The sequence below is a fragment of the Novosphingobium sp. FW305-C-30-35 genome, assembly GCF_058783135.1.
This window is the reverse complement of record NZ_JBYSYJ010000001.1, coordinates 2,910,947-2,932,894: the sequence shown is the minus strand read 5'-3', so window position 1 is coordinate 2,932,894 and position 21,948 is coordinate 2,910,947. Positions and strand designations below refer to the sequence as shown.

Annotated in this window: 22 protein-coding genes, 1 tRNA gene and 1 pseudogene; 15 read left to right on the top strand and 9 right to left on the bottom strand. The window is 61.8% G+C overall.

Annotated elements, in window-relative coordinates; all coding sequences use genetic code 11:
- The first annotated feature begins 90 nt into the window (after window positions 1–90).
- Complete coding sequence (locus AC3WLM_RS14530; protein ID WP_492477745.1) at window positions 91–555, top strand: Lrp/AsnC family transcriptional regulator; 465 nt, start codon at window positions 91–93, stop codon at window positions 553–555.
- Between the two features lie 42 nt (window positions 556–597).
- Here the strand turns inward: AC3WLM_RS14530 and AC3WLM_RS14525 are convergent, their stop codons facing one another.
- Window positions 598–1,887 carry a cystathionine gamma-synthase family protein gene (locus AC3WLM_RS14525; RefSeq protein WP_492477744.1) on the bottom strand — a complete coding sequence of 430 codons (1,290 nt, stop codon included), beginning with the start codon at window positions 1,885–1,887 and terminating at the stop codon, window positions 598–600.
- Between the two features lie 125 nt (window positions 1,888–2,012).
- On the opposite strand from AC3WLM_RS14525, the gene AC3WLM_RS14520 reads away from it, so the two are divergent.
- Window positions 2,013–2,462, top strand: coding sequence for a tRNA (cytidine(34)-2'-O)-methyltransferase (locus tag AC3WLM_RS14520; RefSeq protein ID WP_039334991.1), 450 nt, complete (start codon window positions 2,013–2,015; stop codon window positions 2,460–2,462).
- On the opposite strand, the gene AC3WLM_RS14515 is transcribed toward AC3WLM_RS14520, so the two are convergent.
- Window positions 2,459–2,779: a DUF1905 domain-containing protein gene (locus AC3WLM_RS14515; RefSeq protein ID WP_492477743.1), complete on the bottom strand. Its 321-nt coding sequence runs from the start codon at window positions 2,777–2,779 to the stop codon at window positions 2,459–2,461. The two genes, AC3WLM_RS14520 and AC3WLM_RS14515, sit on opposite strands and share 4 nt — an antisense overlap.
- Window positions 2,776–3,771 (bottom strand): peptidylprolyl isomerase, encoded by a 996-nt coding sequence (locus tag AC3WLM_RS14510; protein ID WP_492477742.1) that lies wholly within the window; start codon window positions 3,769–3,771, stop codon window positions 2,776–2,778. Before AC3WLM_RS14510 ends, AC3WLM_RS14515 begins: the two co-directional genes overlap by 4 nt.
- A 75-nt stretch (window positions 3,772–3,846) precedes the next feature.
- On the opposite strand from AC3WLM_RS14510, the gene AC3WLM_RS14505 reads away from it, so the two are divergent.
- Window positions 3,847–3,937 (top strand) — tRNA-Ser (locus AC3WLM_RS14505).
- 585 nt (window positions 3,938–4,522) lie between these two features.
- On the opposite strand, the gene AC3WLM_RS14500 is transcribed toward AC3WLM_RS14505, so the two are convergent.
- Window positions 4,523–7,168 (bottom strand): UvrD-helicase domain-containing protein, encoded by a 2,646-nt coding sequence (locus tag AC3WLM_RS14500; RefSeq protein WP_492477741.1) that lies wholly within the window; start codon window positions 7,166–7,168, stop codon window positions 4,523–4,525.
- 25 nt (window positions 7,169–7,193) lie between these two features.
- Window positions 7,194–7,385 (bottom strand): annotated as a pseudogene (locus AC3WLM_RS14495) (transposase); the annotation flags it as partial.
- Between the two features lie 122 nt (window positions 7,386–7,507).
- On the opposite strand from AC3WLM_RS14495, the gene AC3WLM_RS14490 reads away from it, so the two are divergent.
- A complete protein-coding gene (locus AC3WLM_RS14490; protein ID WP_492477740.1) occupies window positions 7,508–8,092 on the top strand; it encodes a hypothetical protein in 585 nt (194 codons plus the stop codon).
- A gap of 223 nt (window positions 8,093–8,315) precedes the next feature.
- Here AC3WLM_RS14490 and AC3WLM_RS14485 read toward each other — a convergent pair whose 3' ends face one another.
- Window positions 8,316–8,507, bottom strand: coding sequence for a hypothetical protein (locus AC3WLM_RS14485; RefSeq protein ID WP_492477739.1), 192 nt, complete (start codon window positions 8,505–8,507; stop codon window positions 8,316–8,318).
- Between the two features lie 91 nt (window positions 8,508–8,598).
- Here AC3WLM_RS14485 and AC3WLM_RS14480 point away from each other — a divergent pair, with 91 nt between their 5' ends.
- Window positions 8,599–9,795, top strand: coding sequence for an IS256 family transposase (locus tag AC3WLM_RS14480; RefSeq protein WP_004207098.1), 1,197 nt, complete (start codon window positions 8,599–8,601; stop codon window positions 9,793–9,795).
- A 13-nt stretch (window positions 9,796–9,808) separates the two neighbouring features.
- Here AC3WLM_RS14480 and AC3WLM_RS14475 read toward each other — a convergent pair whose 3' ends face one another.
- From AC3WLM_RS14475 to AC3WLM_RS14465, 3 genes are read right to left on the bottom strand one after another with little or no spacing between them, the layout of a single operon-like run.
- Window positions 9,809–10,078, bottom strand: a complete 270-nt coding sequence (locus AC3WLM_RS14475) for a hypothetical protein (RefSeq protein ID WP_492477738.1) — start codon at window positions 10,076–10,078, stop codon at window positions 9,809–9,811.
- Window positions 10,075–11,385: a recombinase family protein gene (locus tag AC3WLM_RS14470; RefSeq protein ID WP_492477737.1), complete on the bottom strand. Its 1,311-nt coding sequence runs from the start codon at window positions 11,383–11,385 to the stop codon at window positions 10,075–10,077. The genes AC3WLM_RS14475 and AC3WLM_RS14470 overlap by 4 nt, the downstream gene beginning before the upstream one ends.
- Window positions 11,382–11,831: a DUF2924 domain-containing protein gene (locus tag AC3WLM_RS14465; protein ID WP_492477736.1), complete on the bottom strand. Its 450-nt coding sequence runs from the start codon at window positions 11,829–11,831 to the stop codon at window positions 11,382–11,384. Before AC3WLM_RS14465 ends, AC3WLM_RS14470 begins: the two co-directional genes overlap by 4 nt.
- Before the next feature lie 400 nt (window positions 11,832–12,231).
- Here AC3WLM_RS14465 and AC3WLM_RS14460 point away from each other — a divergent pair, with 400 nt between their 5' ends.
- The 10 genes from AC3WLM_RS14460 (at window position 12,232) to AC3WLM_RS14415 (ending at window position 21,598) form a co-directional block, all read left to right on the top strand.
- On the top strand, window positions 12,232–13,185 hold the full coding sequence (locus AC3WLM_RS14460; protein ID WP_492477735.1) for a hypothetical protein: 954 nt from the start codon (window positions 12,232–12,234) through the stop codon (window positions 13,183–13,185).
- 625 nt (window positions 13,186–13,810) lie between these two features.
- Window positions 13,811–14,431, top strand: a complete 621-nt coding sequence (locus AC3WLM_RS14455) for an RNA polymerase sigma factor (protein ID WP_492477734.1) — start codon at window positions 13,811–13,813, stop codon at window positions 14,429–14,431.
- Window positions 14,406–14,720, top strand: coding sequence for a hypothetical protein (locus AC3WLM_RS14450; RefSeq protein ID WP_492477733.1), 315 nt, complete (start codon window positions 14,406–14,408; stop codon window positions 14,718–14,720). The genes AC3WLM_RS14455 and AC3WLM_RS14450 overlap by 26 nt, the downstream gene beginning before the upstream one ends.
- Complete coding sequence (locus AC3WLM_RS14445; protein WP_492477732.1) at window positions 14,720–15,472, top strand: ATP-binding protein; 753 nt, start codon at window positions 14,720–14,722, stop codon at window positions 15,470–15,472. Before AC3WLM_RS14450 ends, AC3WLM_RS14445 begins: the two co-directional genes overlap by 1 nt.
- A 19-nt stretch (window positions 15,473–15,491) precedes the next feature.
- A complete protein-coding gene (locus AC3WLM_RS14440; protein ID WP_492477731.1) occupies window positions 15,492–15,974 on the top strand; it encodes a DUF669 domain-containing protein in 483 nt (160 codons plus the stop codon).
- A 55-nt stretch (window positions 15,975–16,029) separates the two neighbouring features.
- Window positions 16,030–16,392, top strand: a complete 363-nt coding sequence (locus AC3WLM_RS14435) for a hypothetical protein (protein ID WP_492477730.1) — start codon at window positions 16,030–16,032, stop codon at window positions 16,390–16,392.
- On the top strand, window positions 16,392–17,336 hold the full coding sequence (locus AC3WLM_RS14430) for a PDDEXK family nuclease (protein WP_492477729.1): 945 nt from the start codon (window positions 16,392–16,394) through the stop codon (window positions 17,334–17,336). The genes AC3WLM_RS14435 and AC3WLM_RS14430 overlap by 1 nt, the downstream gene beginning before the upstream one ends.
- Window positions 17,329–19,074 carry a DEAD/DEAH box helicase gene (locus AC3WLM_RS14425; protein ID WP_492477728.1) on the top strand — a complete coding sequence of 582 codons (1,746 nt, stop codon included), beginning with the start codon at window positions 17,329–17,331 and terminating at the stop codon, window positions 19,072–19,074. The genes AC3WLM_RS14430 and AC3WLM_RS14425 overlap by 8 nt, the downstream gene beginning before the upstream one ends.
- A complete protein-coding gene (locus AC3WLM_RS14420) occupies window positions 19,071–19,271 on the top strand; it encodes a DUF6511 domain-containing protein (RefSeq protein ID WP_492477727.1) in 201 nt (66 codons plus the stop codon). The genes AC3WLM_RS14425 and AC3WLM_RS14420 overlap by 4 nt, the downstream gene beginning before the upstream one ends.
- Complete coding sequence (locus AC3WLM_RS14415; protein WP_492477726.1) at window positions 19,271–21,598, top strand: PriCT-2 domain-containing protein; 2,328 nt, start codon at window positions 19,271–19,273, stop codon at window positions 21,596–21,598. The genes AC3WLM_RS14420 and AC3WLM_RS14415 overlap by 1 nt, the downstream gene beginning before the upstream one ends.
- The last annotated feature ends 350 nt before the right edge of the window (window positions 21,599–21,948 follow it).

The window sequence follows — 21,948 nt, the reverse complement described above, 5'->3', positions numbered from 1 at the left end:
TGACATACCACGAGACCAGACGGCAATCTCACCGAACTGGCTCCATAAGCAAGCTATATTGCCTTTTGATGCGGCATATGAAGGACGATAATGCACAAATCCGGCCTATTATCGGTCGATCTGGACGATCACGACCGCAAGATCCTGAAGGTCCTGCAGGCTGACGGCCGCATTCCCGTCACCGCGCTTGCCGAAAAGGTCGGCCTGTCCAAGACTCCCTGCCAAGTCCGCCTCAAACGCCTCGTCGAAGGCGGCGTGATCCGCGGCTTCGCCGCCCTGATCGATTACGCGCGCCTCGGCATGGACCACGTCGCCTTTGCCGAAGTGAAGCTGTCCGACACGCGCGACAAGGCGCTCGCGGAATTCAACGCCGGCGTCCTGCGCATCCCCGAGATCGAGGAATGCCACATGATCGCCAGCAGCTTCGACTACCTCCTGAAAGTCCGCACCCCCGACATCCGCCGTTATCGGACCGTTCTGGGCGAAAAGATCTCGAGCCTGCCGCACGTGGCAAGCACCTCGACCTTCGTGGCGATGGAGACGGTGAAGGAGTAGCCCGGCGCAAGGCGGATCAATAAGGACGGCGCGCTTTATCACTCATTGTTCCGCAGCGGCCAAGGCCTGCGACAAGTCGGCAACGATATCGTCGCGGTTCTCGATCCCGATCGACAACCGGACCGTTGCATCGCGCACGCCGAACTTGTCGCGCAACTCCACCGGCACGCCGGAATGGGTTGTCGTCGCTGGGTGGCTTGCCAGCGATTCTGTACCGCCGAGGCTGACCGCCAGCTTGAAGATCTGCAGTGCGTTGAGGAAGCGGAACGCCGCCGGCTGCCCGCCACGAATGTCGAAGGAGAAGGTCGATCCCGCCCCGCCGCATTGCCGCGCGAACACCTCCGCCTCCATCGAACCTGCGTCGGCGAACATGGGTGTGGCCACGCTTTCCACCGCCGGATGATCCTTTAGGAATTCTGCTGCCGCGACGGCATTGGCATTGGCCCGCTCCATCCGAAGCCCTAGCGTCTCGAGCGAGCGCCCGAGCATCCAGCAACTGTGAGCGTCGAGCTGCGTTCCGATTGCGCTGCGCAGCAATCGGACGTCGCGCATCAGCTTGGCGGAGCCCAGGGCCGCACCCGCGACAAGGTCCGAATGCCCACCGACGTACTTGGTCAGCGAATAGACCGAAATGTCCGCACCATGCTGCAGCGGCTGCTGGTAGACTGGGCCAAGCAACGTGTTGTCGCAAACCAGCAGCGGCCGCTTCTCCTGACGCTGCCCGATCGCTTCGCAGACCCGCGCCACCATCGCGATATCGACTAGCGCATTGGTCGGATTGGCCGGGCTCTCGATCATCACCAGCGGAACTGGGCCGCGCGCCAAGGCGCGCTCCGCTGCTGCCCAGACCGCGCTCTCGCTGAGACCATCAGAAAAGCCTTCGGCCCCGATGCCGAGGTTGGCAAACGTCTTCGCCAGCAGGGTCTCGGTCCCGCCATAGAGCGGCTGGGAATGCAGGATCACTTCGCATGGCCGTACAAAGGCAAGCAACGTCGTGGTGATCGCAGCCATGCCGGATGAGAAAACCACCCCGGCATCGGCCCCTTCGTAGACCGCCAGCCGGTCCTCCACGATCTCACTGTTGGGATGGTTGAAGCGCGAATAGACAAGGCCGCGGCCCTGCCCCGGCGGCGGCTCCTTGCGCCCCGCAACGTAGTCGAAGAAGTCGCGTCCTTCCTCGGCCGTGGGGAACACGAAGGTGGAAGTCAGGAACACCGGCGGCTTGACCGCGCCTTCGGACAGAAACGGGTCGTATCCGTAGTTCAGCATCAGCGTTTCGGGATGCAGTTCGTGATTGCCGATAGCGGTCTTGCTCTCACGCGGTGCGTTCATGGCGTCCTCCTCCTGCCTTGTCGATCTTGTGCGTACAACGCCTGAGGCAACGCCCGGTTGCATCCTCGCGACAAGGCCTTCGCATGGGTCTTGCCTTTGCCCCGCACCACCGCCAATCAGCCGCCATGCGCATTGCCCTGTTCGAACCCGAAATCGCTGGAAACGTCGGCGCCGTCATGCGGACCGGCGCCTGCCTCGGCGTGGAGATCCACCTGATCGAGCCGCTGGGCTTTCAGTGGGAGGACAAGCGTGTACGCCGCGCCGCAATGGACTATATCGACCACGTGCGCGTGATCCGGCACCCCAGCTTCGCGTTCTTCCGCGAGGCGGCTGGACCCGGCCGTCTAGTACTCTTCACAACCAAGAGCAGCGCCTCGATCTACGACTTCACCTTCGCGCCCAGCGATATCCTGCTGTTCGGCAAGGAAAGCGCTGGCGTCCCTGCAGAGATTTCGGACATCGCCGACGCCCGGGTGCGCATCCCGATGCGGCCAGAGGTCCGCTCGATGAACCTCGCGACCTCCGCCTCGATCGCCGTGGCGGAGGCCCTGCGACAGACAGGCGGCCTTCCCTAGAAGATGAGCCAAAGGGTAAAGGGCTCGCCCTCGACCAATCCCTCAGCCTTGCGCACCGCTGACTTGATCGGCACCATCCATCCTAGCGCCTTCGAGGGAAATGCCGAGGTTCGCCACTCGGTCTGGCCAACCTTTGCCACGACCTTGACCGACCCCCACCCCGAACGCCGCCCGCTTTCCAGCCTGTGCATCACTGCGGTCCCCGAAAGCGCCTCACCCACCGGGCCGTCGATGGTGGCAAAGAACCAGTCGCCGCCATTTGCGCCGCCCGCCCAGCGCCACAACGTCGTAGCCAGGCTGTAGACTTCGTCGTTCATTTGCGGCGACGCACCGGCACCTTGAGATTGCAGATGTCCACCCCGCCGGCTGGCTGCACGTAGAACGGCTCGCGATGGTTGGCGCTCGCCTCGGCATAGCTGCGGAACGATGCGCTTTCGGTTGACAGGAACTCGTAAACCGGCAGGTCCGCCACCTCGCTCGCCGGACGGACCGAGACAATCGGGGTGCGCTCTGCCGGATCGGCATAGACGCCCATCGGCGCAGGCCCGCGCGGCAGCGAGGACAAGAACTGCATTCCCTCGATCACCCGCCCGACCACCGCCAGGTTGCGATCCAGCTGGCGCGGCGCATGCCCGATGGCGACATATAGCTCGGCCCCGGTCCCGGTATCGGGCGGCATGTCGCGCGCAACGCCAATGCTGCCATAGCAGTGCACCGGCCACGCGCTCGGTCCCGCTTGCGATGCCGCCACCGGCCAGCCGCGATAGAAGAAGGTCTCGTCGGCGTAAGGATCGGAATCCTTGACCTTCGACCCCTTCCGCGCCAGCACATGCCACGCCGCATGCGTGCCCTCGATCGTCGCCAGCCACGTATCCAGTTCTTCGTGGGTGGCGCTGCGCTCAGGCCCTTCAGGCCGCACGACATAGCGCGCCTGCGGCACCTGCTCGATACCTGCGGGCAGAGGCTTGGCCTTGGTCTTGTCCTCGCCCTCGGCATCGCCCCATTGCGACACCCAGTTGTCCTGCACGCGGTAGACGGTGAGACCGTCCCACCAATGCGCCGCCGCCAGCTTGCGCACGTTGCCCACCCAGCCTTGCGAGAAGGGCTCGGGCATCAGCTGGATCACCACGCGACGGGGTCTACCGATGGAATCGGGTGCGAGGTCCATGACCAGCAGGTTGTCCGCCGGAATCGCCTGCCAGTCAGCGGCTGGTGAAGCAGCCACAACCTCCCCCGGCGACAGCGCGGCGGCAGGCTTGGCAGACACAGGCGAAGCCGCAACGGCGGCCAATGCAAGAAGAAGCGACATAACTTCATCATTGCAGGAAGCCACGCCTTGCGAAAGCGATCTTGTGCGGCTAGTGGGCGCCTTCCAGAGCAATGCGGAGCGGTGGCCGAGTGGTCGAAGGCGCTCGCCTGGAAAGTGAGTATACGTCAAAAGCGTATCGAGGGTTCGAATCCCTCCCGCTCCGCCATTTAACCTATTGGAATCGTTCTATTCCTTAGGTTGAGCGCGAAAAATCCCGTGTGTTTCAATGGTTATAGACCAAGGGCTCTCCACCGGGCTAGGCCTGATATGCCCCTGGCATGCTCTCTCTCGGCCGATATTCTCCAAAGCTCTCGACTACACCGGTTTCAGTGTAGAGCTTCATCGCATTGAAACTATGCAGATATTTTGGCGATCCCTTTTGGGGTCAGAACCGAGATTTACCTCAAAATCCGTCCCGGCTCCAACTGCCGCATCACCGAAAGCTTGGGCAACGATCAGCGCCAGGGCCATGATCGTGATCCACGGCCACGGCGTTACCCAGGGTGACCGCGTCCTCAGCCGTTCAAGCTGGGCAATCGCCATCTGAACGGTTGCCTGCTGAAAGTGCAGATCCTTGAGGGCCTTTGAGCGAAACAACAATCTGGACGAGCTGGAATTCCAGCCCCTGGAATGTTTGGGTCGACAACGCGGAAAAACCCTGATCGACGTAGGAAGAGGTGAAGCCTCGAGGCACAATCTCGCTGGCTTCACTCTATCACATTAAATTCCATCGGCGTTTATCAGAGCCGGATCACCCGATATCCGCGATGGTTTTGCATTTTGGATAATTGGAGCAGCCAAGGAATGAGCCGTAGCTGCCCTTCCGGACGGCCATCTTGCCTGTCACGCACTTGGGGCAAGTGTCTCCTGCTGCCATCGGCTGGGTAAGTTTGGTTGATCCGGCCTTGCTCCGGGAAGGCTTGATGGAACTGGCTTCCTCGTCGCTGAGGTTGCGTTTGTAGGTGCAGTACGGTGCGCCGCTACAGACTTCGAAGGCACCGTTACGCCCGTTGTGCACCCTTAGCAGGCCGTTGGAGCACTTGGGGCAGGGGGTAAGGCGGGCGCCGTTATACTCGAGTTCGACATGGCCAGCCTTGACCAGTTCGACGATGAAGCGGGACGGTGCCGTGATTGTCGTGAAGATGCGGACCTGGCGCTTGGCCCGAGTTAACGCGACGTAGAAAAGACGCCTTTCTTCAGCGTGCGGGAAAGGATCGGGCTCAGGCATGGCAAGCTGGAGAATGGGTTCGTCCTCAACCTGGCTCGGGAATCCGAGGAAGTCTTCCGCGGCGTTGAGGATCATTACGTAGTCAGCCTCGAGTCCTTTCGAGCCGTGGATCGTCCTGAACGTAATGTCGAGGTGCCGGCCGAAGCGGTTCTGCCACTGCTTGAGCCGTGACGGCTTATCCCGATGGTATCGGCCGAGCAGCATGACGCTCATGGTCCTGCCAACGGTGTCGGGCGCGAGGGATCCGCTTTCGGCATATTCGAACATGAGCTGCAGCTGTTGCTCCAGCTTGTCCGTAGCAGCATCCTGGCTGTCTTCCGCAAAGGCGAACAAGGCCTTCTTGGCGTAATCGTTCGTCGTCTGGACGGTCTTTGCGATCTGGCGCGGGTTGGCCTGGACGAAGGCGCTCGATGCCACACAAATGGATTCCGGGCACCGGAAAGTCGTGGCGAGCATGAGCCGGGTCGAATGATCGAAGGTCTGTTCGAAATTGGTCATGGCCGAGATGTCGGCACCCGCAAATCGGTTGATCCCCTGCCAATCGTCACCGACCACGCAGACATGTGCCTGTCCCGGTGCTTTGGCGTGGAGGGCTTTCAGCAGCCGGACGCGGGCACGGGAGCTGTCTTGGAACTCGTCCGCAAGGATAACGGTGAACGGACTTTCATATCGACCGCTTTCGATATGATTTATGGCTTCGAGGAGCATGTCGTCGAAATCGATGCATTCTGCTTCCCGGAGTTCGCGCTCCCATTCGTTCGAGATACGTTCGTATAGATCGAGGAACCGATTGGTGCGGTCCGATTTCCACGCGCTGGTTTCACCGATCGAGCGTAGCTGAGCCATGGTCAGGCCGTTCGCCTTCACATGCTGCTGGAAGGTCCGGAAGGTCGAGGCAAGCTGCTCCATACTGACCGGAGGCGGACCTTTGACCTCGCGGTTCATGTTGAACTCGAGGGTGAGGCCACGGCGTTCGAGCTCTGCCTTCAGCTTGTCGAAAAGCCGACCGTTCTGGAATTCGCCGGAGGTCGTTTCGAAGAACGGCGTGCGTTTTTCCGCATGGAGGTTTCTTTTCCACTCCACTCCATCCTTGTAACCCTCGAACGCTTCAGGGGCCTCATCATCGTCATCCAGGGCGAAGTGCTCGTGATAGAGCCCTGCCTCGGGGTAGTAGAAATCGGGCTTATATTGGCGATGCTGGGCGGTGGCCGTCCTGTGCTCGTAGCGTGGCTCGTAGAGGTAGTTCACGCCGTGATGGAAGAGGTAGTTGCAGATGCAGCATTCCTGCTCGCTTTTCACAAGCTTCCCGTCGGCTGTGGGAAAGCGGGGTTGAGCAAGGGCGGCCTCGCCTTGGCTGCCGGACGAAAAGGTGCGTCCGTAAATGGCGCGGAAGAAGTCCCAGTCTGAACGGAACTTGGGTTCCCGATCGCGCAAGGTGTCGATGATCTCGCGGACTTTGGCGGCTGCGCGTCCATCTTCGACCCAGGGTGCGAGGGACGGTTTGATGCCGGTTGCTTGTCCGATGACCGAAAGGCCGAACGCGCTGAAGGTTCGGGCCGTGATCTGCTCGTGGCCGGGCAGGTCGTGGAGGCGGTCTTTGACGCGTGCGTCCAACTCGTTTGCCGCATCCCGGTTGAAGGCCAGCATCAGGATCTGATCGGGCTTGGCCAGTTCCTCCTTCAGGACGTAACCGGCCTTGGCCACCATGGTCGAGGTCTTGCCCGATCCGGCCGCTGCCACGATCAAGAGGGCATCATCCATGCAGATGCAGCCTTCCATCTGCTCTTCGGTAAGCGGGTTTTTCTCAACGGTAGCGAAGAAGTCCCGCTGCCTTTCCTTCTGCTGGGCGAGGAAGGCGACGTTGTGAGCGGCGAACTCCTTCTTCAAGTCTGTCAGGCGCTTGTTTCTCCAGTAGCCACGCGGAGATTCCCCGAAGCGATCCGGTAGCGGGAACTGCTCGACGATACGGAGCGCGGTGCTTTCCGGGATCCAGCGGGTGTTGTCGATCTGGTTCTCCCAGAGGGCGCGCCAATCGATGAGTTCTTCGTCGACGCCCTTACGGCTGAGCGTCGTGGGGCTCCGGCTGGGAGTGCTGCTGGTGTATCGAGGTTCTTCCTTCCTGTTGCCAAAGAGAGCCGCAATTCCAGCAACGACCAGCCATTCAATCACGTGTTACCTGCAGATCAACCTGAATTTAAGTAGCATGCGGTAAGCCCAAAAACTTACCTCTTCCAGAATCTTTGAACTCCGTTTTGACGGCGAGCTTGCGCCGCCAAGTGTAGATCAATCCCGAGGAGATATCGAGCCGCCGGCAAACCTCGACAAAGCAGGCGCCGGGCGAAAACGCCTCGGTCAGTATCCGCAGCTGCTCCTCATCGCTCCACCGCCGGCGCCGCTCCGGCCCCGAAGTCCTTTCCTGTTATCGTCTCACTCGGCGTTGCCGGGGATGATCCGCTGGCGCTCGAATTGTTGTCCTCCTACCACATGCAAGAACAAGGAACATTTGCCATGCCGAAGATCGTTGATTTCGAAAGATCGCCGTTCGGACGCGACCCTCGCGTCGCACCGTTGATCTCGGGTCGAGGCGCGCGATCCTACTATCGTGTCGGCTATCTCGATACGGCACGCGATACAGCATCGGCTCTGCGCAAACGTGATGGCGCCAACGCGTCGGCGATGCCGGTACTGTATCTCTTCCGCCATTATGTCGAGCTGGCACTCAAGGATATCCTTGCAGCCGGCGGCGCGTTCGCGATCGACTTCGCTGACAAGAAATTCGGTCACGATCTCGCGGCGCTTTGGAATGAAGTCGGTAAGGTGCTTGATAATTTCAGGTTTGAGGCGACGGCAGACCAGCACTCGGCGATCAATGAGCTGGTCGAACTCGATGCCCGTGCGGATGCGTTCCGCTACGCGCTCGACAGGGCGGAGCAACAGCAGTTTGAGCGGATCGGCAGCGTCGATCTCGACGCACTGCTCACGGCGATCGACGATCTATCGATGTTCTTCGAGGGCGTGCTCGACAAGCTCGAAGAGGCCGAGTCCGAAATGGATCAAATGATCGAGGAAGCGATTGCGCGCGACCCGTATTGAGATTTCGCGATTTTCCGGCGCCGCCGCAACTGTGAATGGTCCGAGACAATCGTGGTGTTCCCGAAGGGAGGGTGTCCGGCCGCCATGCGCCAGATATCAGCGCCAGCGTCGCATAGTCCAGCAGCGCGGTTGTCGGGCTGGTTCGGAGCGTCTGCTTTTGCCGGTAGCAGTTGTATACCTCACCGCTCAGCAACGACGGCTCCGTCGAGCCGCCACCGCCCCATCAGGCGTCGAGGCCAAAATGTCGCCGCTGCGCCGCCCATTCGTTGGGGAAAGGCGCGGCCAGCGTGGCAAGATCGATCCCGTCCCCCTGCCGGCCGTCGAGAATGGCATCGACGATGTCAGGGGCCAGCAGCGTCATGCGCAGGACCCGGGTCAGATAGCTCAGGCCGATCTTTTCCTGGTCGTGTCCCACGGGGTGGTGTAGGAAGGTTTCTCTGAGAGGGTGGCCACCGTCGATCTTCTGGTAGGGTTCGGATGCGAACTCGAACCTGGAGAAGAAGACGATGACCGACGACAGAATGGCCCTTGTTGAGCTGATTGAGCAAGGGGCAGACAGCGATTTGGTGCGCGATATGCTGGCATTTGCCGCCGAGCGCATGATGGATCTGGAGATTGAGGCCAGAACGGGTGCGGCTGCGGGCAGTCGCAGCCCGGCGCGGCTCAACCACCGCAACGGCTATCGCGAACGGGGCTGGGACACTCGGGCCGGCCGGATCGAGCTGGCGATCCCCAAGCTCAGGAAGGGCAGTTACTTCCCGAGCTTCCTTGAGCCACGCCGCACGGCTGAGAAGGCGTTGGCGGCGGTGATCCAGGAAGCCTACGTCCACGGTGTCTCGACTCGCTCGGTCGACGATCTGGTCAAGGCGATGGGCGCCAGCGGCGTCTCGAAGAGCCAGGTGAGCCGTCTGGTGGCCGAGATCGACGAACGGGTGAACGCCTTCCTGCAGCGGCCGATCGAGGGCGAGTGGCCCTACCTGTGGATCGACGCCACCTACCTCAAGGTCCGCGAGGGCGGGCGGATCGTCTCGACGGCGGCGATAATCGCCGTCGGCGTCAACACCGATGGTCGGCGCGAGGTTCTGGGCGTTGCCACCGGCCCTTCAGAAGCGGAACCCTTCTGGAAAGCCTTCCTGCGCTCGCTCGCCGACCGGGGACTTCGCGGGGTAAAGCTGGTCATCGCGGACGACCACAAGGGGTTGCGCGCCGCCGCCAGCAAGGTGTTCGCCGCGAGCCAGCAACGCTGCCGGGTCCACTGGATGCGCAATGCGCTGGCACATGCCGCGCCTAAGCAGCGACCGGCAGTCATCGCCATGATCAAGACGATCTTTGCGCAGGAAACGGCTGAAGCGGCTCACCAGCAATGGGAACAGGTCGCCGATGCCCTGCGCGAGAAGTTCCCGAAGCTGGCCGACATGATGGCCGGATCGCGCGAGGACGTGCTTGCCTACATGACCTTCCCGAAGGAGCACTGGGCGCAGATCGCGTCGACCAACCCGCTGGAAAGGGTGAACAAGGAGATCAAGCGAAGGGCCGATGTCATCGGCATCTTTCCGAATGACGCCGCCGTCGTCCGCCTCGTCGGAGCACTCATGCTGGAACAGAATGATGAGTGGGCGGTGTCACGCCGTTACATGACGCTGGAAACCCTCGGCTCGGTGAGCCATAACCCCATTGTCAGCCTGCCAGCTCTGGCTGCCTGACCCGAACCTGATCCTACTGCGGATCGACGGTTCCTACACCACCCCGTGGGACACGACCCTTTTCCTTCTCGGCGAGGTCGGACACCGATGTGTAGGCCCCGGTTTCCAGCAAGCGCTTCCAGCGAAAAGCTCGTGCCAGCGCCTTGACCACGGTGTTGTCTGTGCGGGGGGGCTGAAGCTGGGCACCCGCTGGCAGAACCATCTCCTTGCGGCCGCCGCGTTTGGTGATCTGGAACGGAATGTGGATCGACACTGTCTGGGGAATCGTCACGACCTTGCTCACGCTGCCTCCTCCAGTTCAAGCACCTGCAGTTCGCGGGCCAGCGCATCGAGCCCGTCAACCCTCAGCTTCAGTTCCAGTCCGGCGCTGCCAACAATGACCCGGTCGACCAAGAGCTGCACGATCCGGGCCTGCTCGGCCGGGAACAGTTCATCCCACATGGGGTCCAGATTGATCAGTGCATCCCGCGCTTGATCTTGGGTCATTGCGGGGGCGTGTTTGACGGCCTCCTTCCATGCGCCGATGATGATTTCCGGCTGCCGGAACACGGCCCGCAGCTGGTTGACGACCGCGCCTTCGATTTCGGCGGCAGGCACGCGTCCGACCGTGGTGGAGCCTGCTCCGTGGCGGAGCAGCGTCTGGCTGACGTAGTAGCGGTAGAGCTTGCCGTTCTTGCAGGAGTGGGTCGGTGAAAACGCCCCGCCGTCCGAACCCCAGAGCAGCCCCTTCAGCAGCGCAGGCGTATTGGCGCGCGAACGGTTTGCCCGGGTCCGAGGGCTTTCCTTCGTGATGGCGCGCACAGCATCCCAGAGCTCCTGATCAATGATCGCGTCATGTTCGCCGGGATAACTGTTACCCTTGTGAACGGCCTCGCCGATGTAGGCCTTGTTGGCGAGCAGGCGATACAAGTAGCCCTTGGTAATCGTCTTGCCTTGCCGGGTCGTGATACCTTGCTCCCGCAATTCCCGCAGCAGAAGTGTGGCCGAGCCGACATCGCGGAACCGCTGGAAAATGTAGCGGACATTGGCAGCGGCCGTTTCATTCACCACCAGCTTTCGCGCCTGAACATCATAACCCAGCGGGGGGACGCCGCCCATCCAGATCCCTTTGGCCCGGGAAGCTGCGAACTTGTCACGGATGCGTTCAGCGGTCACCTCGCGCTCGAACTGGGCGAAGGACAGAAGGACATTGAGGGTCAGCCGGCCCATGCTGGTCGTCGTATTGAACGCCTGCGTCACCGACACGAACGTCACATCGTTTCGGTCGAACACCTCGACCAGCTTGGCAAAGTCCATCAGGGATCGCGAAAGGCGGTCGATCTTGTAGACCACCACCACGTCGACTAGCCCGTCCTCGATGTCCGAAAGCAGGCGCTTCAGTCCCGGACGATCAAGGGTGCCGCCGGAAATCCCGCCGTCGTCATACTGGTCGCGGACCAGCACCCACCCTTCGGCGCGCTGGCTGGTGATGTAGGCCTCACAGGCCTCGCGCTGGGCATGCAGCGAGTTGAACTCCTGCTCCAGCCCTTCTTCCGATGATTTGCGCGTGTAGACCGCGCAGCGCAGCTTGCGCGTAATAGGCGTGTTCATGCGGCCCTCCGATGGTCCTTGAGGCCGAAGAATATCCAGCCGTTCCAGCGCGAGCCGGTGATGGCGCGGGCGATTGCTGACAGTGACTGGTAGGGGCGTCCCTGCCATTCGAAACCGTCCTGGGTGACGGTCACGGTGTGCTCGACACCCTGCCACTCCCGGATCAGGCGGGTCCCGACGATCGGCTTCAGGTCAGCCCGCACGCGGCGGGTGGTTATGTTGCCGCCGTCGAGCTGTTCCCCCATCTGTTGCAGGCGCCTGACCGTTTCAACCTTCAGGCCGCCGTAGGCGAGTTCCTGGATGCGGTAGGCCAGTCGGCTTTCGAGGTAGCGCCGGTTAAAGGCCGGCGGTTCCTCGCCGAACAGCTCGCGCCACTGCTTCTTCAGCTCGGCGACCGGAGCCGCCTTCATGGCAGCCAGGCGGGCAAGTACGGGATCGGGTTTCATTGTGCGTTGCTCCACTGAGTTGGAGGTGCACTACCGCTCTGTTCCGGCGCGAAGTGTAGCGGAAAGTCTCCCTTTTTGTCAGATAGTTGGGTGCCATCCTGAAGGTGCAGGCGGGCGAGGCCAAGCCCGAGGATAGCGCACAGCTCGGTCCGACGCTGAGCGGGCGTCATTTCGCAGGGGGGCAGCGGATTGGGGCGTTTCACTTGTAGGTCTCCGTCTCTCGCCCGGCTGAGCCGAACGATGGTGCTGAGACGGAAAAGCCAGTTGGCACTGCGGAACGGGACAGGGTCGCTGAGGCGCCTCAGAGAATGCCGCTTGAGTAGACCGAAATCTTGAGCCTGGTTGACGTTGTTCCGAGGGCGCTAGAACGTTGACGAGACGAATCATTCCAGGGGGAGCTATGGCAAACAACTTCAAGTACACGGATCCTCTAGGGGAGCGTTTTCCTTATCATCCGTTTAGCGAAGCCAATGATATTGCTTGGCGTGCGCGAAATATCCTTCGAGGTAGAAATAAAGAAGATATATCTGAGCTATCCAGCTATGCAGATCAAATTGTCGAGTGGTATTATGATTCCGAAAAAGAAGCGTTGAAGGATCAAATAATTGCCGACGGTCGTGTCAGCCTTCTTGTCTTTGACTGCGATGGGCAAGTCGAGTCACTTAGAGATGAGGCCAGCGAGCACTACGACATTCGCGATCGTGATAGCGTGAGTGAGCTGGAAGCACTCCAAGAGGGTGTTGAGAGTTTTTTCGACCCTACAAATATCGATGCTACCGACCCCAAGGAGTACGAGCTATTTGCGGCGCGTGCGCTGGAGCGCCTTGATGAATACGTTCGCAAGATGAAGTTTACCTTCGACATAAAGACAATGAAGTCTGTCCAGCGCGATAAATCTGAACTCAGCACGAGTGATATAAAATCGATGGCTTCAACCATCATGGATGCCCTGGATTCAGTTTGTTACGCTGAGCGACTGCGGGAAATCTCAAGGGTGGAAGAGCGCTACGAGAAGCGTATCGAAAAGGCGAGGCAGGAGACCGCAAAAATCCCGCAGGAGGAAATCGACAAAATTCGCGCTGAGATCTTAAATGAGCAGAAGCAACAGCGCAGAGATGAACTTTCGGCGAAAAACGACCTACGCCATGGTGAAAATCGGCAGGTTAAAAATTCTGTTCTGAACGATTTTGAGCGTGAAATGGCAGCGGATAAGACGCGTTTTCTAAGCGCCGAAAAGGCCGCAGATTATTACGTGGATTGGCTGGAAAGTCAAAATATCGAACGGGGACACCGAACCGTAGCGGACTGGATTCGAGCGAAGGCAAAAGAGCTTGGCATCCGCTTTAGGCCTTGATTACGGTCTCCGGCGGAGACCGTACAGTTTCCGAGCTGCTCGCTAGACTGTTCATGCTCCATCCGAGGTTGTGCGCGATCCCACAGACGCTGCGCGGTGTTCCGCGCACACTGCTTTCCTACTCGCACCGCAAAATTGATGATGGGCCCGCTTCAACAAACAGTGGACCCCCGAACAATGACGCACACGAGTATTTCCGCCCCTCAGCTGAATGGCGTGAACGATAATGGTATGCCCCGCACTACGTCGGGTGCTTCTCTCCCGGAATGGCGCTGCACCCAGTGCGGAAAGCTGCTTGGCGTTGCCAAAGGCAGCCAACTGCACATCCGGGTCCAGAAGCACCGCGAGTATCTGGTTGGGTTCCCGGTTACCGCGAATTGCCACGGCTGCGGCACCCTGAACAAGAAGTCCGCTTGCTAGCTTAGCGACAGACTTACCCGAACATCCCCGAAACGAGAGGCGCTTGACGCCCTGATCTGGCCAGTAGGAGGCGCTCGACGCCCGGCCGTCAGGCTGGCGTCAAATGCCCTCGTCGTGGCACGAATTTCACCAACACCTCGTTCAATCGTCTTCCACCCTCAACTTCCAGCGCGGCTTCGCCACGGTGTGCAACCGCCACCGCGGATTGACCCGTTTTGCGGACCCGGCGGCATTGCTGGACCACCTGCATCGTGGCGATAGCTCGCCCGATCAGAAGAACCTGCTCCTCGGCGATCTGATCCAGGGCGCCAAGGCCAATGACCGCGCCGGGGACTGTGCTCTCACGCTGATGCTGCTTGCGCTGTGGCCCGGACTTGACGGCGTTTTTCGTCGGTCACGGGCTCGCCGCCTCGGACAGACCGACGAAATCGCGTCTGAAATCCTGGCTCGCGCGACGGCCGCGATCCGCGAACTTGATCTCGATTGCGTTAACTGGATCGCGGCCACAATCCTCCAGAACGTCGAACGCGACGTGCTGCGAGTGCACAAACGCGAAACTGGCCGCCAAGCCGTCCAGGACGAGTTCGACACCGATCTACACGGGGGCGTTTTCGAGGTAGCGGACCCGGAGCTGGAACCCGGAAAGCTGCTTGCCGAACTGACCCGTCTGATCGGCGTGGACGCAGACCTTGTCCTTCGCGTGGTCATCGACGGGTACACCCAGGCCGAGGCCGGTCAGCAGCTGGGTCTGTCAGAACCGGCGGCACGCAAGCGGTTCCAGCGCGCCCTCAAGCGCCTGCGTGACCATGCAGAACAAAAATCCTGACCTCGTTGTCCCGTTCGGTGCGCGCCGTTGGCTTTTCAACTTCGGACGCACCGAGCGTCTTTGCCCAAACAGAAAGTCCCAGTTGATGAGCCATACCACTGCCATCCCGACTGAGCCTTTGAAGCGGATCCCCGGCCTCTACCGTCGCTGGGAGTTGCCGGAAATCTTCGAGGTTCAGCGCCGGTATCACATTGAAGAAGCCGGCACCCACGCCGACGGCACCCCGCTGTTGGCCGTTTACTCCAGCGAGCCCGAGGCTGATGCCATGGCTCAAGAGGGGGCGAACTGATGGCTATCTCGCTTGCCTCCCTGCAGACGTCGAGCACGCTGCGCCCGCCCCGTATCCTGATGCACGGCGTGCACGGCGTCGGGAAGACCACCTTCGCTGCGGGCGCTGATGCCCCGGTCGTCATCATGACGGAAGACGGCCTTGGCATGCTCAAGGTGCCGCACTTTCCGCTGGCGACGAGCTATGCGGATGTCGTTGAGGCGCTCGACGCCCTGCTGAGCGAAGATCACCCCTATCACACGGTGGTCATCGACAGCGTGGACTGGCTGGAACCGCTGGTCTGGGCAGAGACCTGCCGCCGCAACGGCTGGGCTTCGATCGAAGCGCCCGGATTCGGCAAGGGCTATGCCGAGGCGCTGACTGTCTGGCGCGAATATCTCGACCGGCTGAATGCCCTGCGTGACCGCCGCGGCATGGCCATCGTCCAGATCGCCCATACCGACATCAAGCGCTTCGATAGCCCGGAGCACGAGCCCTACGACCGCTATGTCATCAAGCTCCAGGCCCGCGCTGCGGCCCTGCTGCAGGAGCACTGCGATGTCGTGCTTTTTGCCAACTACCGCATGTCCATCACGAAGGCGGACGTGGGCTTTAACAAGAAGGTTGCCCGAGCACTCGGCTCCGGTGAGCGCGTCCTGCACACCGCCGAGCGTCCGGCCTTCCTCGCCAAGAACCGCTACGGCCTGCCCGACACGCTTCCGCTCGACTGGAAGGCCTTCGTCGCGGCCATGCCTCAGCCCGCACAGTCCTGATCCGACGGAGATTTCCACCATGGCACGTTTTGACACCGCCTTCGATGCGACCGGCATCGAACCCACCACCGGCTACGATGTTCTTCCCGCCGGCAAATACCGCGCCCAGATTGTCGAAAGCGAGATGCGCGTCACGCGCAACGGCATGGGCCAGTTCCTCTGGCTGATGCTCGACATCATCGAGGGCCAGTACCAGGGACGCAAGTTGTTCGACCAGCTCAACCTCGTGAACTCGAACCCGCAGACGGTCGAGATTGCGCAGCGCACGCTGTCGGCCATCTGCCACGCGACCGGCAAGCTGCAGGTCAACGACAGCGTCGATCTGCACCTGGTGCCGATGACGATCCAGGTCGGGGTGAAGCCGCCCAAGGACGGTTACTCGGAGAAGAACACCATCCGTTACCTTGTTCCGGACAAGACCGCGCCGGCTGTCCAGCAGCCTGCACCTGCGCCGTCGCAGTCGGCCGCCCCGGCCGCTGCTCCGTGGAACCGTAACACCTGATCCTGCGGGCTGCCGCGGGAAGTCGCGGCAGCCTCCGCCAGACAAGAGACTGACCATGACTGAACCGCTCAACGCGGCCCCTGTGGCCGCGAACGCCCCCGGCTTGCCTGAAAAACAGCGCCGCCTGATCGAACTCGACGACGCGATCGCCAAGATCCGCACCCAGATCGCGACCGCCGATCTGACCCGCCAGACGCATGGGAAACCCATCGACCCCGTCTGGTTCAATCGCGCCCGCACCGCGCAGCGCCACCTCTACCGGGAACGGGCTGAACTGCTCGCTGACGGCAGCGGCTGGCACCGCCGCAGCAAGGTCAAGGACGCGCTGATCGACATCCTGCGCGCCCGCCATGATCCCGAGGTCTGGGCCGAGCTTCTCGCCGAAGCACGTGCCCGCAGCGAAGCGGAGGATCTGTGATGGCAGAGCTTCCCGCCCCGCCGACACCGACCCTGACGGCGATCTACAACGCATACGAGGCACGCCAGGGTGACGGCTTCCGCGATCACCTCGGTGCATCGTTGATCGGCAAGTCCTGCGGCCGTGCGCTGTGGTTCGATTTCCGGTGGGTCACACCCTCGCGCTTTTCTGGCCGCATGCTTCGCCTGTTCGAGACCGGGCAGCGCGAGGAAGACCGGATCGTCGCCAACCTGCGCTCGACCGGCGCCACCGTACTGGAGGTCGATCCCGAGACTGGCCGCCAGTTCCGCGTCGAAGCCCATGGCGGTCATTTTGGCGGCTCGCTTGATGGCGTCGCCCTTGGCCTGCTGGAGGCACCGAAGACCTGGCACGTCGTCGAGTTCAAGACCCATTCGATCAAGAGCTTCGCGGATCTCGTTGCCAAGGGCGTCGTGAAATCGAAGCCCCAGCACGCGGCCCAGATGCAGATCTACATGCACCTCACCGGGCTGACCCGGGCCATGTACGTCGCGGTCTGCAAGGACACGGACGCTTTGCACATCGAGCGGATCGAAGCCGATCCTGAGGCTGCTGCCCGGCTGCTCGACAAGGCCAAACGCACCATTGATGCCCAGCATCCGCCGGCTCGGATCAGCGAAGATCCGACCTGGTTCGAGTGCCGCATGTGTTCGCACCATGCTGCCTGCCACACCGGCGAAGCGGCTGCGGTGAACTGCCGGACCTGTCTGCATTCCACGCCCGTCGAGGGCGGTTGGCACTGCGCCCGTCATGACCGCAAGCTTGATGCCCAGGACCAGCGGCGCGCCTGCGCCCGTCATCTTTTCATCCCTGATCTCGTCCCCGGAACCGTCACCGACGCCGGCGAGGATTTCGTCGCCTACCGCATGGCCGACGGCTCCGACTGGCTGAACGACGCGCGCCAGAAGGAGGCCGCAAATGCTTAAGCTCCGCCCCTATCAGCAGTCGGCAATCGCCGCGATCTACAGCTACTTCGAAGACAAGAACGGCAATCCCTTGGTCGTCATCCCGACCGCTGGCGGCAAAAGTCTGGTCATGGCCTCGTTCATCGACGGGGTCCTCAAGGCCTGGCCCGATCAGCGCATTCTGGTCGTGACCCATGTGCGTGAACTAATCGCTCAGAACCATGCCGAGATGCTGGGCCTGTGGCCGGAAGCACCTGCCGGTATCTACTCCGCCGGCCTCGGTCGCCGTGATGCTGGAGCGCGCATCCTGTTCGCCGGGATCCAGTCGATCCACCGCCGCGCGGCCGAAATCGGCCACTGTGATCTGATCCTGATCGACGAAGCCCACCTGATCCCGGGCAAGGCGAGCACAATGTACCGCCGCTTCCTGGACGCCATGAAAGCGATCAACCCGAAGCTCAAGGTGATCGGGCTGACTGCCACGCCTTATCGCCTCGACTCCGGCATGCTCCATGAAGGCGAAAACGCCCTGTTCACCGATATTGCCTACGAGGTTTCGGTCCGCGACCTGATTACGGCTGGCTACCTCAGTCCTCTGATGTCCAAGCAGCCGAAGACCAAGCTCGATGTGACTGGCGTCGGTACGCGCGGCGGCGAGTTCATCGCCCGCGATCTCGAAAAGGCGGTTGACCAGGACGCCATCACCAAGGCCGCCGTGAGTGAGATTATTGCCTATGGCAAGGACCGGAAGTCGTGGCTGGCCTTCTGCTCCGGTGTCAGCCACGCCTCCCACGTTGCCGAGGAGTTCCGCCGGCGCGGGATCAGTTGCGCCACGATCTTCGGCGACACCCCCAAGGACGAGCGCGACCGCATCATTGCGGAGTTCAAGGCCGGCAAGATCCGTGCGCTGGCATCGATGGGGGTGCTGACCACCGGCTTCAACGCCCCGGCCGTGGACCTGATCGCCATGCTGCGCCCGACCAAGTCGGCCGGGCTTTACGTTCAGATGGCTGGGCGCGGCACCCGGCTTGCGCAAGGCAAAGACAACTGCCTCGTCCTGGACTTCGCCGGAAACGTGAAACGTCACGGTCCGATCGATCTCGTCAAGCCGAAGCGGCCGGGTTCGGGCGATGGTGATGCGCCGGTCAAGCTCTGCCCCGAGTGCGAGAGCATCGTCGCCGCTGCGGCGCTGGAATGCCCCGATTGCGGGTATCTCTTTCCGGCCCGCCAGGTGAAGCTGGCGCCCACCGCGTCGACACTTGCCGTGCTGTCGTCAGGCAAGCCCAAGGGGCCGCAATGGCTCCAGGTCTCCAACATCTCCTACCAGCGTCATGAAAAGCCGGGTGGCCGCCCTTCGCTTAAGGTCACCTATCAGTGCGGCCTTGGCTGGCACCACGAGTGGATCTGTCTCGAGCACACTGGCTATCCCCGCACCAAGGCCGAGGCATGGTGGCGTGAACGGGCGCCGGGCATTCCTGTGCCGCGCTCGGTCTATGCGGCTCTGCAGCTGGTCCACCGCCTGCGCCGCCCCAGCCACATCGCTGTGCGCCCGTCGGGCAATTACACCGAAATCACCAAGGCAAGGTTCGATACATGCCATACGCCAACCCCGGGCTCTGCTCGGTCTGCCATCGCGAACCCCGCGGCTTCGGCTGGTTCGTCCCGCACTACCGGGTTTCCGATCCCCGCCGGGACGAAAGCCGCAAATATCTTTGCAGCCGTGTCTGCCAGGAACTCTGTCACCGGAGGCAGGGCATGATCAACATCAGCCGCAATGAACAGGCCGCCATGGTCAAAGGCGGACAGGCCGGTGGCCGCTATCTCGAACAGATCGGCAAGACCGACCTGGTGGCACTGACTGACGCCGAGTGGTCCGCTTTCGTCGAGCATCTCATCACCGGGTACTGTGACCACCTTCGCGAGCTTACCGCCGACCTGTCGGAGTGCCCCTTCTGATGAGTACGTCTTTCATGGCACGCCATGGTTCGCGCCTCCTGGCCAACGGCTATACCATCCTGCCCATCGCGCCCGGCGGTAAAAAGCCGGGCCGATACCAGCGCGGTGTGTGGGTCGATTACCCTGAATGGAACCGTCATGCGGAGCGGCCGACCACTGAGGTCGAGGTGGCGACATGGTCCAGCTGGCCGGACTGCGGCATCGGTATTGTAGGCGGCAGCGTTGCCGCCATCGATATCGACATCCTGTCGGCCCCGGACCTTGCGCTGCAGATCGAGCAACTGGCGCGCGCCCGGCTCGGCGATACCCCAGCGCTGCGCATTGGCCGGGCCCCGAAACGCCTGCTGGTCTACCGAACCAGCGCCCCGTTCCGCGGTATCCGTCGGGCCCCGCTGGAGATTCTGTGTCTGGGCCAGCAGTTCGTGGCTTACGCGGATCATCCCGATACCGGCCAACCCTACGCCTGGCCCGAGGAGGGCCTGTCAGAACTCGATCTCGAAAGCCTGCCGGTCATCGACGCGGACATGGCGGCCGCATTCATGGAAGAAGCGCTCGCGCTCGTCCCGCCCGAACTACGGCCATCCAGTCTGACCTCGGTCTTTGCCAGCGCACCGGCGGTCCCGGCGCATGCCCAAGCCGGGACGCATGACGCTATTCGCGCCGCGCTGCAGTATCTGCCCAACAGCGATCTCGACTACGACAGCTGGGTGCGGATTGGCATGGCGATCAAGGGCGCGCTCGGCGAGGACGGAAAGGACCTGTTCACGGCCTGGTCTGATCAGGCTGCGAAGAACGTCGCCGCGACGACCGAAAAGGCATGGGGCAGTTTCCGCCCGGACCGGATTGGCGCGGGCTCGATCTACCACCTTGCCATGGAACGGGGCTGGAAGCCGGATCCAGGCCTGGTCCTCGACGGCAGCCAGCCTCTGGATGAAAATCACCCGGCATCTGGCCTGCTGGCCCAGCTCGATACTACGGCCCCGGCTACTGAGGATGCGCCGCCGCCCAAGTTTGCATTGACCATCCCTGGTGGACTGGTGGGCAAGCTGACCGATTACATGCTGTCGACCGCTCGCCGGCCTCAGCCACTGTTATCGCTTGGCGCCAGCCTTTGCGCGATCGGTGCGCTGATGGGGCGCCTCTACCGCACCGAAAGCAACCTGCGCTCGAACCTCTATGTGGTGGGCATCGCGGACAGCGGTTCGGGCAAGAACCATTCACGCGAGATCATCAACGAAGTGCTGTTCGAGGCCGGGCTCGCCAATCATCTGGGCGGCAACAAGATCGCGTCGGGTGCCGGGCTGCTGACGGCCCTGCATCGCCAGCCTGCAATCCTGTTCCAGATCGACGAATTCGGCATGTTCCTGTCGGCCGCGGCAGACCGCAAACGCAGCCCGCGCCACATCACCGAAATCCTCGACAACATGACCGAGCTCTACACCTCGGCCGGCGGGATCTTTCTCGGGGCGGAATATGCCAACCGTGACGGCACGAACGAGCGGCGGGACATCGTCCAGCCATGCCTGTGCGTCTATGGCACCACGACCCCGCTGCACTTCTGGGGCGCGCTGCAAGGAGCCAATGTGGTGGATGGCTCGCTCGCCCGCTTCCTGATCCTGCCCAGTGACGAGGACTACCCGGACGAAAATGTCTCCGTCGGGCTTCGCACCCCGCCTGCGGACCTGATCGCAGGGCTCCAGCTGCTGGCGTCGGGTCCCGGGCAACAGCGCGGCAATCTGGCAGGCACCACCTCGGGCCCGCAGACCGCTGTGGTGCTGACGACCGTACCGATGACTGATGAGGCCCGTGCCCGTTTCAAGTCGCTGAGCGGGGAGCTGACCGACGAATTGCGGGCGGCGGCGGGCACGTCGTTTACGGCTATTCTTGCGCGCATTGGCGAAATCGCGCTGAAACTGGCACTGATCGTGGCGGTGGGCAAAGATCCGGTGGCTCCCGTCATCGCGATTGATGACGCAGATTGGGCCATCGCTTTCGTGCGTCATTACGCTCAGCGGGCAATGGAGGCGGTGGACCGCCATGTCGCAGATACCGAGACTGAGGCTCACCTGAAACGGCTGCGTGAACTGATCCGGGCAGCCGGCGCCAAGGGCATCACCAAGTCTGAACTGACCCGCGGCTCCCAATGGCTCAAATCCCGGGACCGCGACGATATCATTCAGACCCTGATCGAGAGCGGTGACGTGACGACGGGCATGCGCAGTTCGGCCACCAGGCAAGCCATGGTCTACCGACTGGCGCGCTGGTCGGGTAATTGGCGTGACGCGAGTGGCAGGACGATCGAGCCCCAACATGCTGGACCGGGATGACCCATGCCAGCGAAGGGAGGTCCTTCAAGGGGGTGCAATTCGTCACAAGCAGTATTTCGAGGTATAACGCGATGGATATAAACGATAAATCCGGGCTACCTGGAATGTTCAATCTTTCAAGGGGTGCCTTATATATCCCCTCGCGTACGCGCGCGTTTTAGAGATAGAGAGGTGTACCCCTATAAAAATAATAATAATTGAAATATTATATATTCCCTAGTCTACTCAAGGGGTTGGGCGCTCCGATGTTTCAATCGGCCCGCATGAAACCTCATAAATATTCCGGGTGGAGAAGTCCGCCCCAATGACGACCTGACCAGACCCGCTTCGGGTTCGGGCGAGCTGCCAGC

Coding starts and splice junctions, on each gene's coding strand:
- AC3WLM_RS14430 (WP_492477729.1), top strand. CDS start 16,392: ATGGCAGAGCTTCCCGCCCCGCCGACACCGACCCTGACGGCGATCTAC.
- AC3WLM_RS14465 (WP_492477736.1), bottom strand. CDS start 11,831: ATGAAACCCGATCCCGTACTTGCCCGCCTGGCTGCCATGAAGGCGGCT.
- AC3WLM_RS14490 (WP_492477740.1), top strand. CDS start 7,508: ATGCCGAAGATCGTTGATTTCGAAAGATCGCCGTTCGGACGCGACCCT.
- AC3WLM_RS14420 (WP_492477727.1), top strand. CDS start 19,071: ATGATCAACATCAGCCGCAATGAACAGGCCGCCATGGTCAAAGGCGGA.
- AC3WLM_RS14425 (WP_492477728.1), top strand. CDS start 17,329: ATGCTTAAGCTCCGCCCCTATCAGCAGTCGGCAATCGCCGCGATCTAC.
- AC3WLM_RS14470 (WP_492477737.1), bottom strand. CDS start 11,385: ATGAACACGCCTATTACGCGCAAGCTGCGCTGCGCGGTCTACACGCGC.
- AC3WLM_RS14510 (WP_492477742.1), bottom strand. CDS start 3,771: ATGTCGCTTCTTCTTGCATTGGCCGCCGTTGCGGCTTCGCCTGTGTCT.
- AC3WLM_RS14525 (WP_492477744.1), bottom strand. CDS start 1,887: ATGAACGCACCGCGTGAGAGCAAGACCGCTATCGGCAATCACGAACTG.
- AC3WLM_RS14435 (WP_492477730.1), top strand. CDS start 16,030: ATGACTGAACCGCTCAACGCGGCCCCTGTGGCCGCGAACGCCCCCGGC.
- AC3WLM_RS14460 (WP_492477735.1), top strand. CDS start 12,232: ATGGCAAACAACTTCAAGTACACGGATCCTCTAGGGGAGCGTTTTCCT.
- AC3WLM_RS14445 (WP_492477732.1), top strand. CDS start 14,720: ATGGCTATCTCGCTTGCCTCCCTGCAGACGTCGAGCACGCTGCGCCCG.
- AC3WLM_RS14440 (WP_492477731.1), top strand. CDS start 15,492: ATGGCACGTTTTGACACCGCCTTCGATGCGACCGGCATCGAACCCACC.
- AC3WLM_RS14415 (WP_492477726.1), top strand. CDS start 19,271: ATGAGTACGTCTTTCATGGCACGCCATGGTTCGCGCCTCCTGGCCAAC.
- AC3WLM_RS14480 (WP_004207098.1), top strand. CDS start 8,599: ATGACCGACGACAGAATGGCCCTTGTTGAGCTGATTGAGCAAGGGGCA.
- AC3WLM_RS14515 (WP_492477743.1), bottom strand. CDS start 2,779: ATGAACGACGAAGTCTACAGCCTGGCTACGACGTTGTGGCGCTGGGCG.
- AC3WLM_RS14520 (WP_039334991.1), top strand. CDS start 2,013: ATGCGCATTGCCCTGTTCGAACCCGAAATCGCTGGAAACGTCGGCGCC.
- AC3WLM_RS14530 (WP_492477745.1), top strand. CDS start 91: ATGCACAAATCCGGCCTATTATCGGTCGATCTGGACGATCACGACCGC.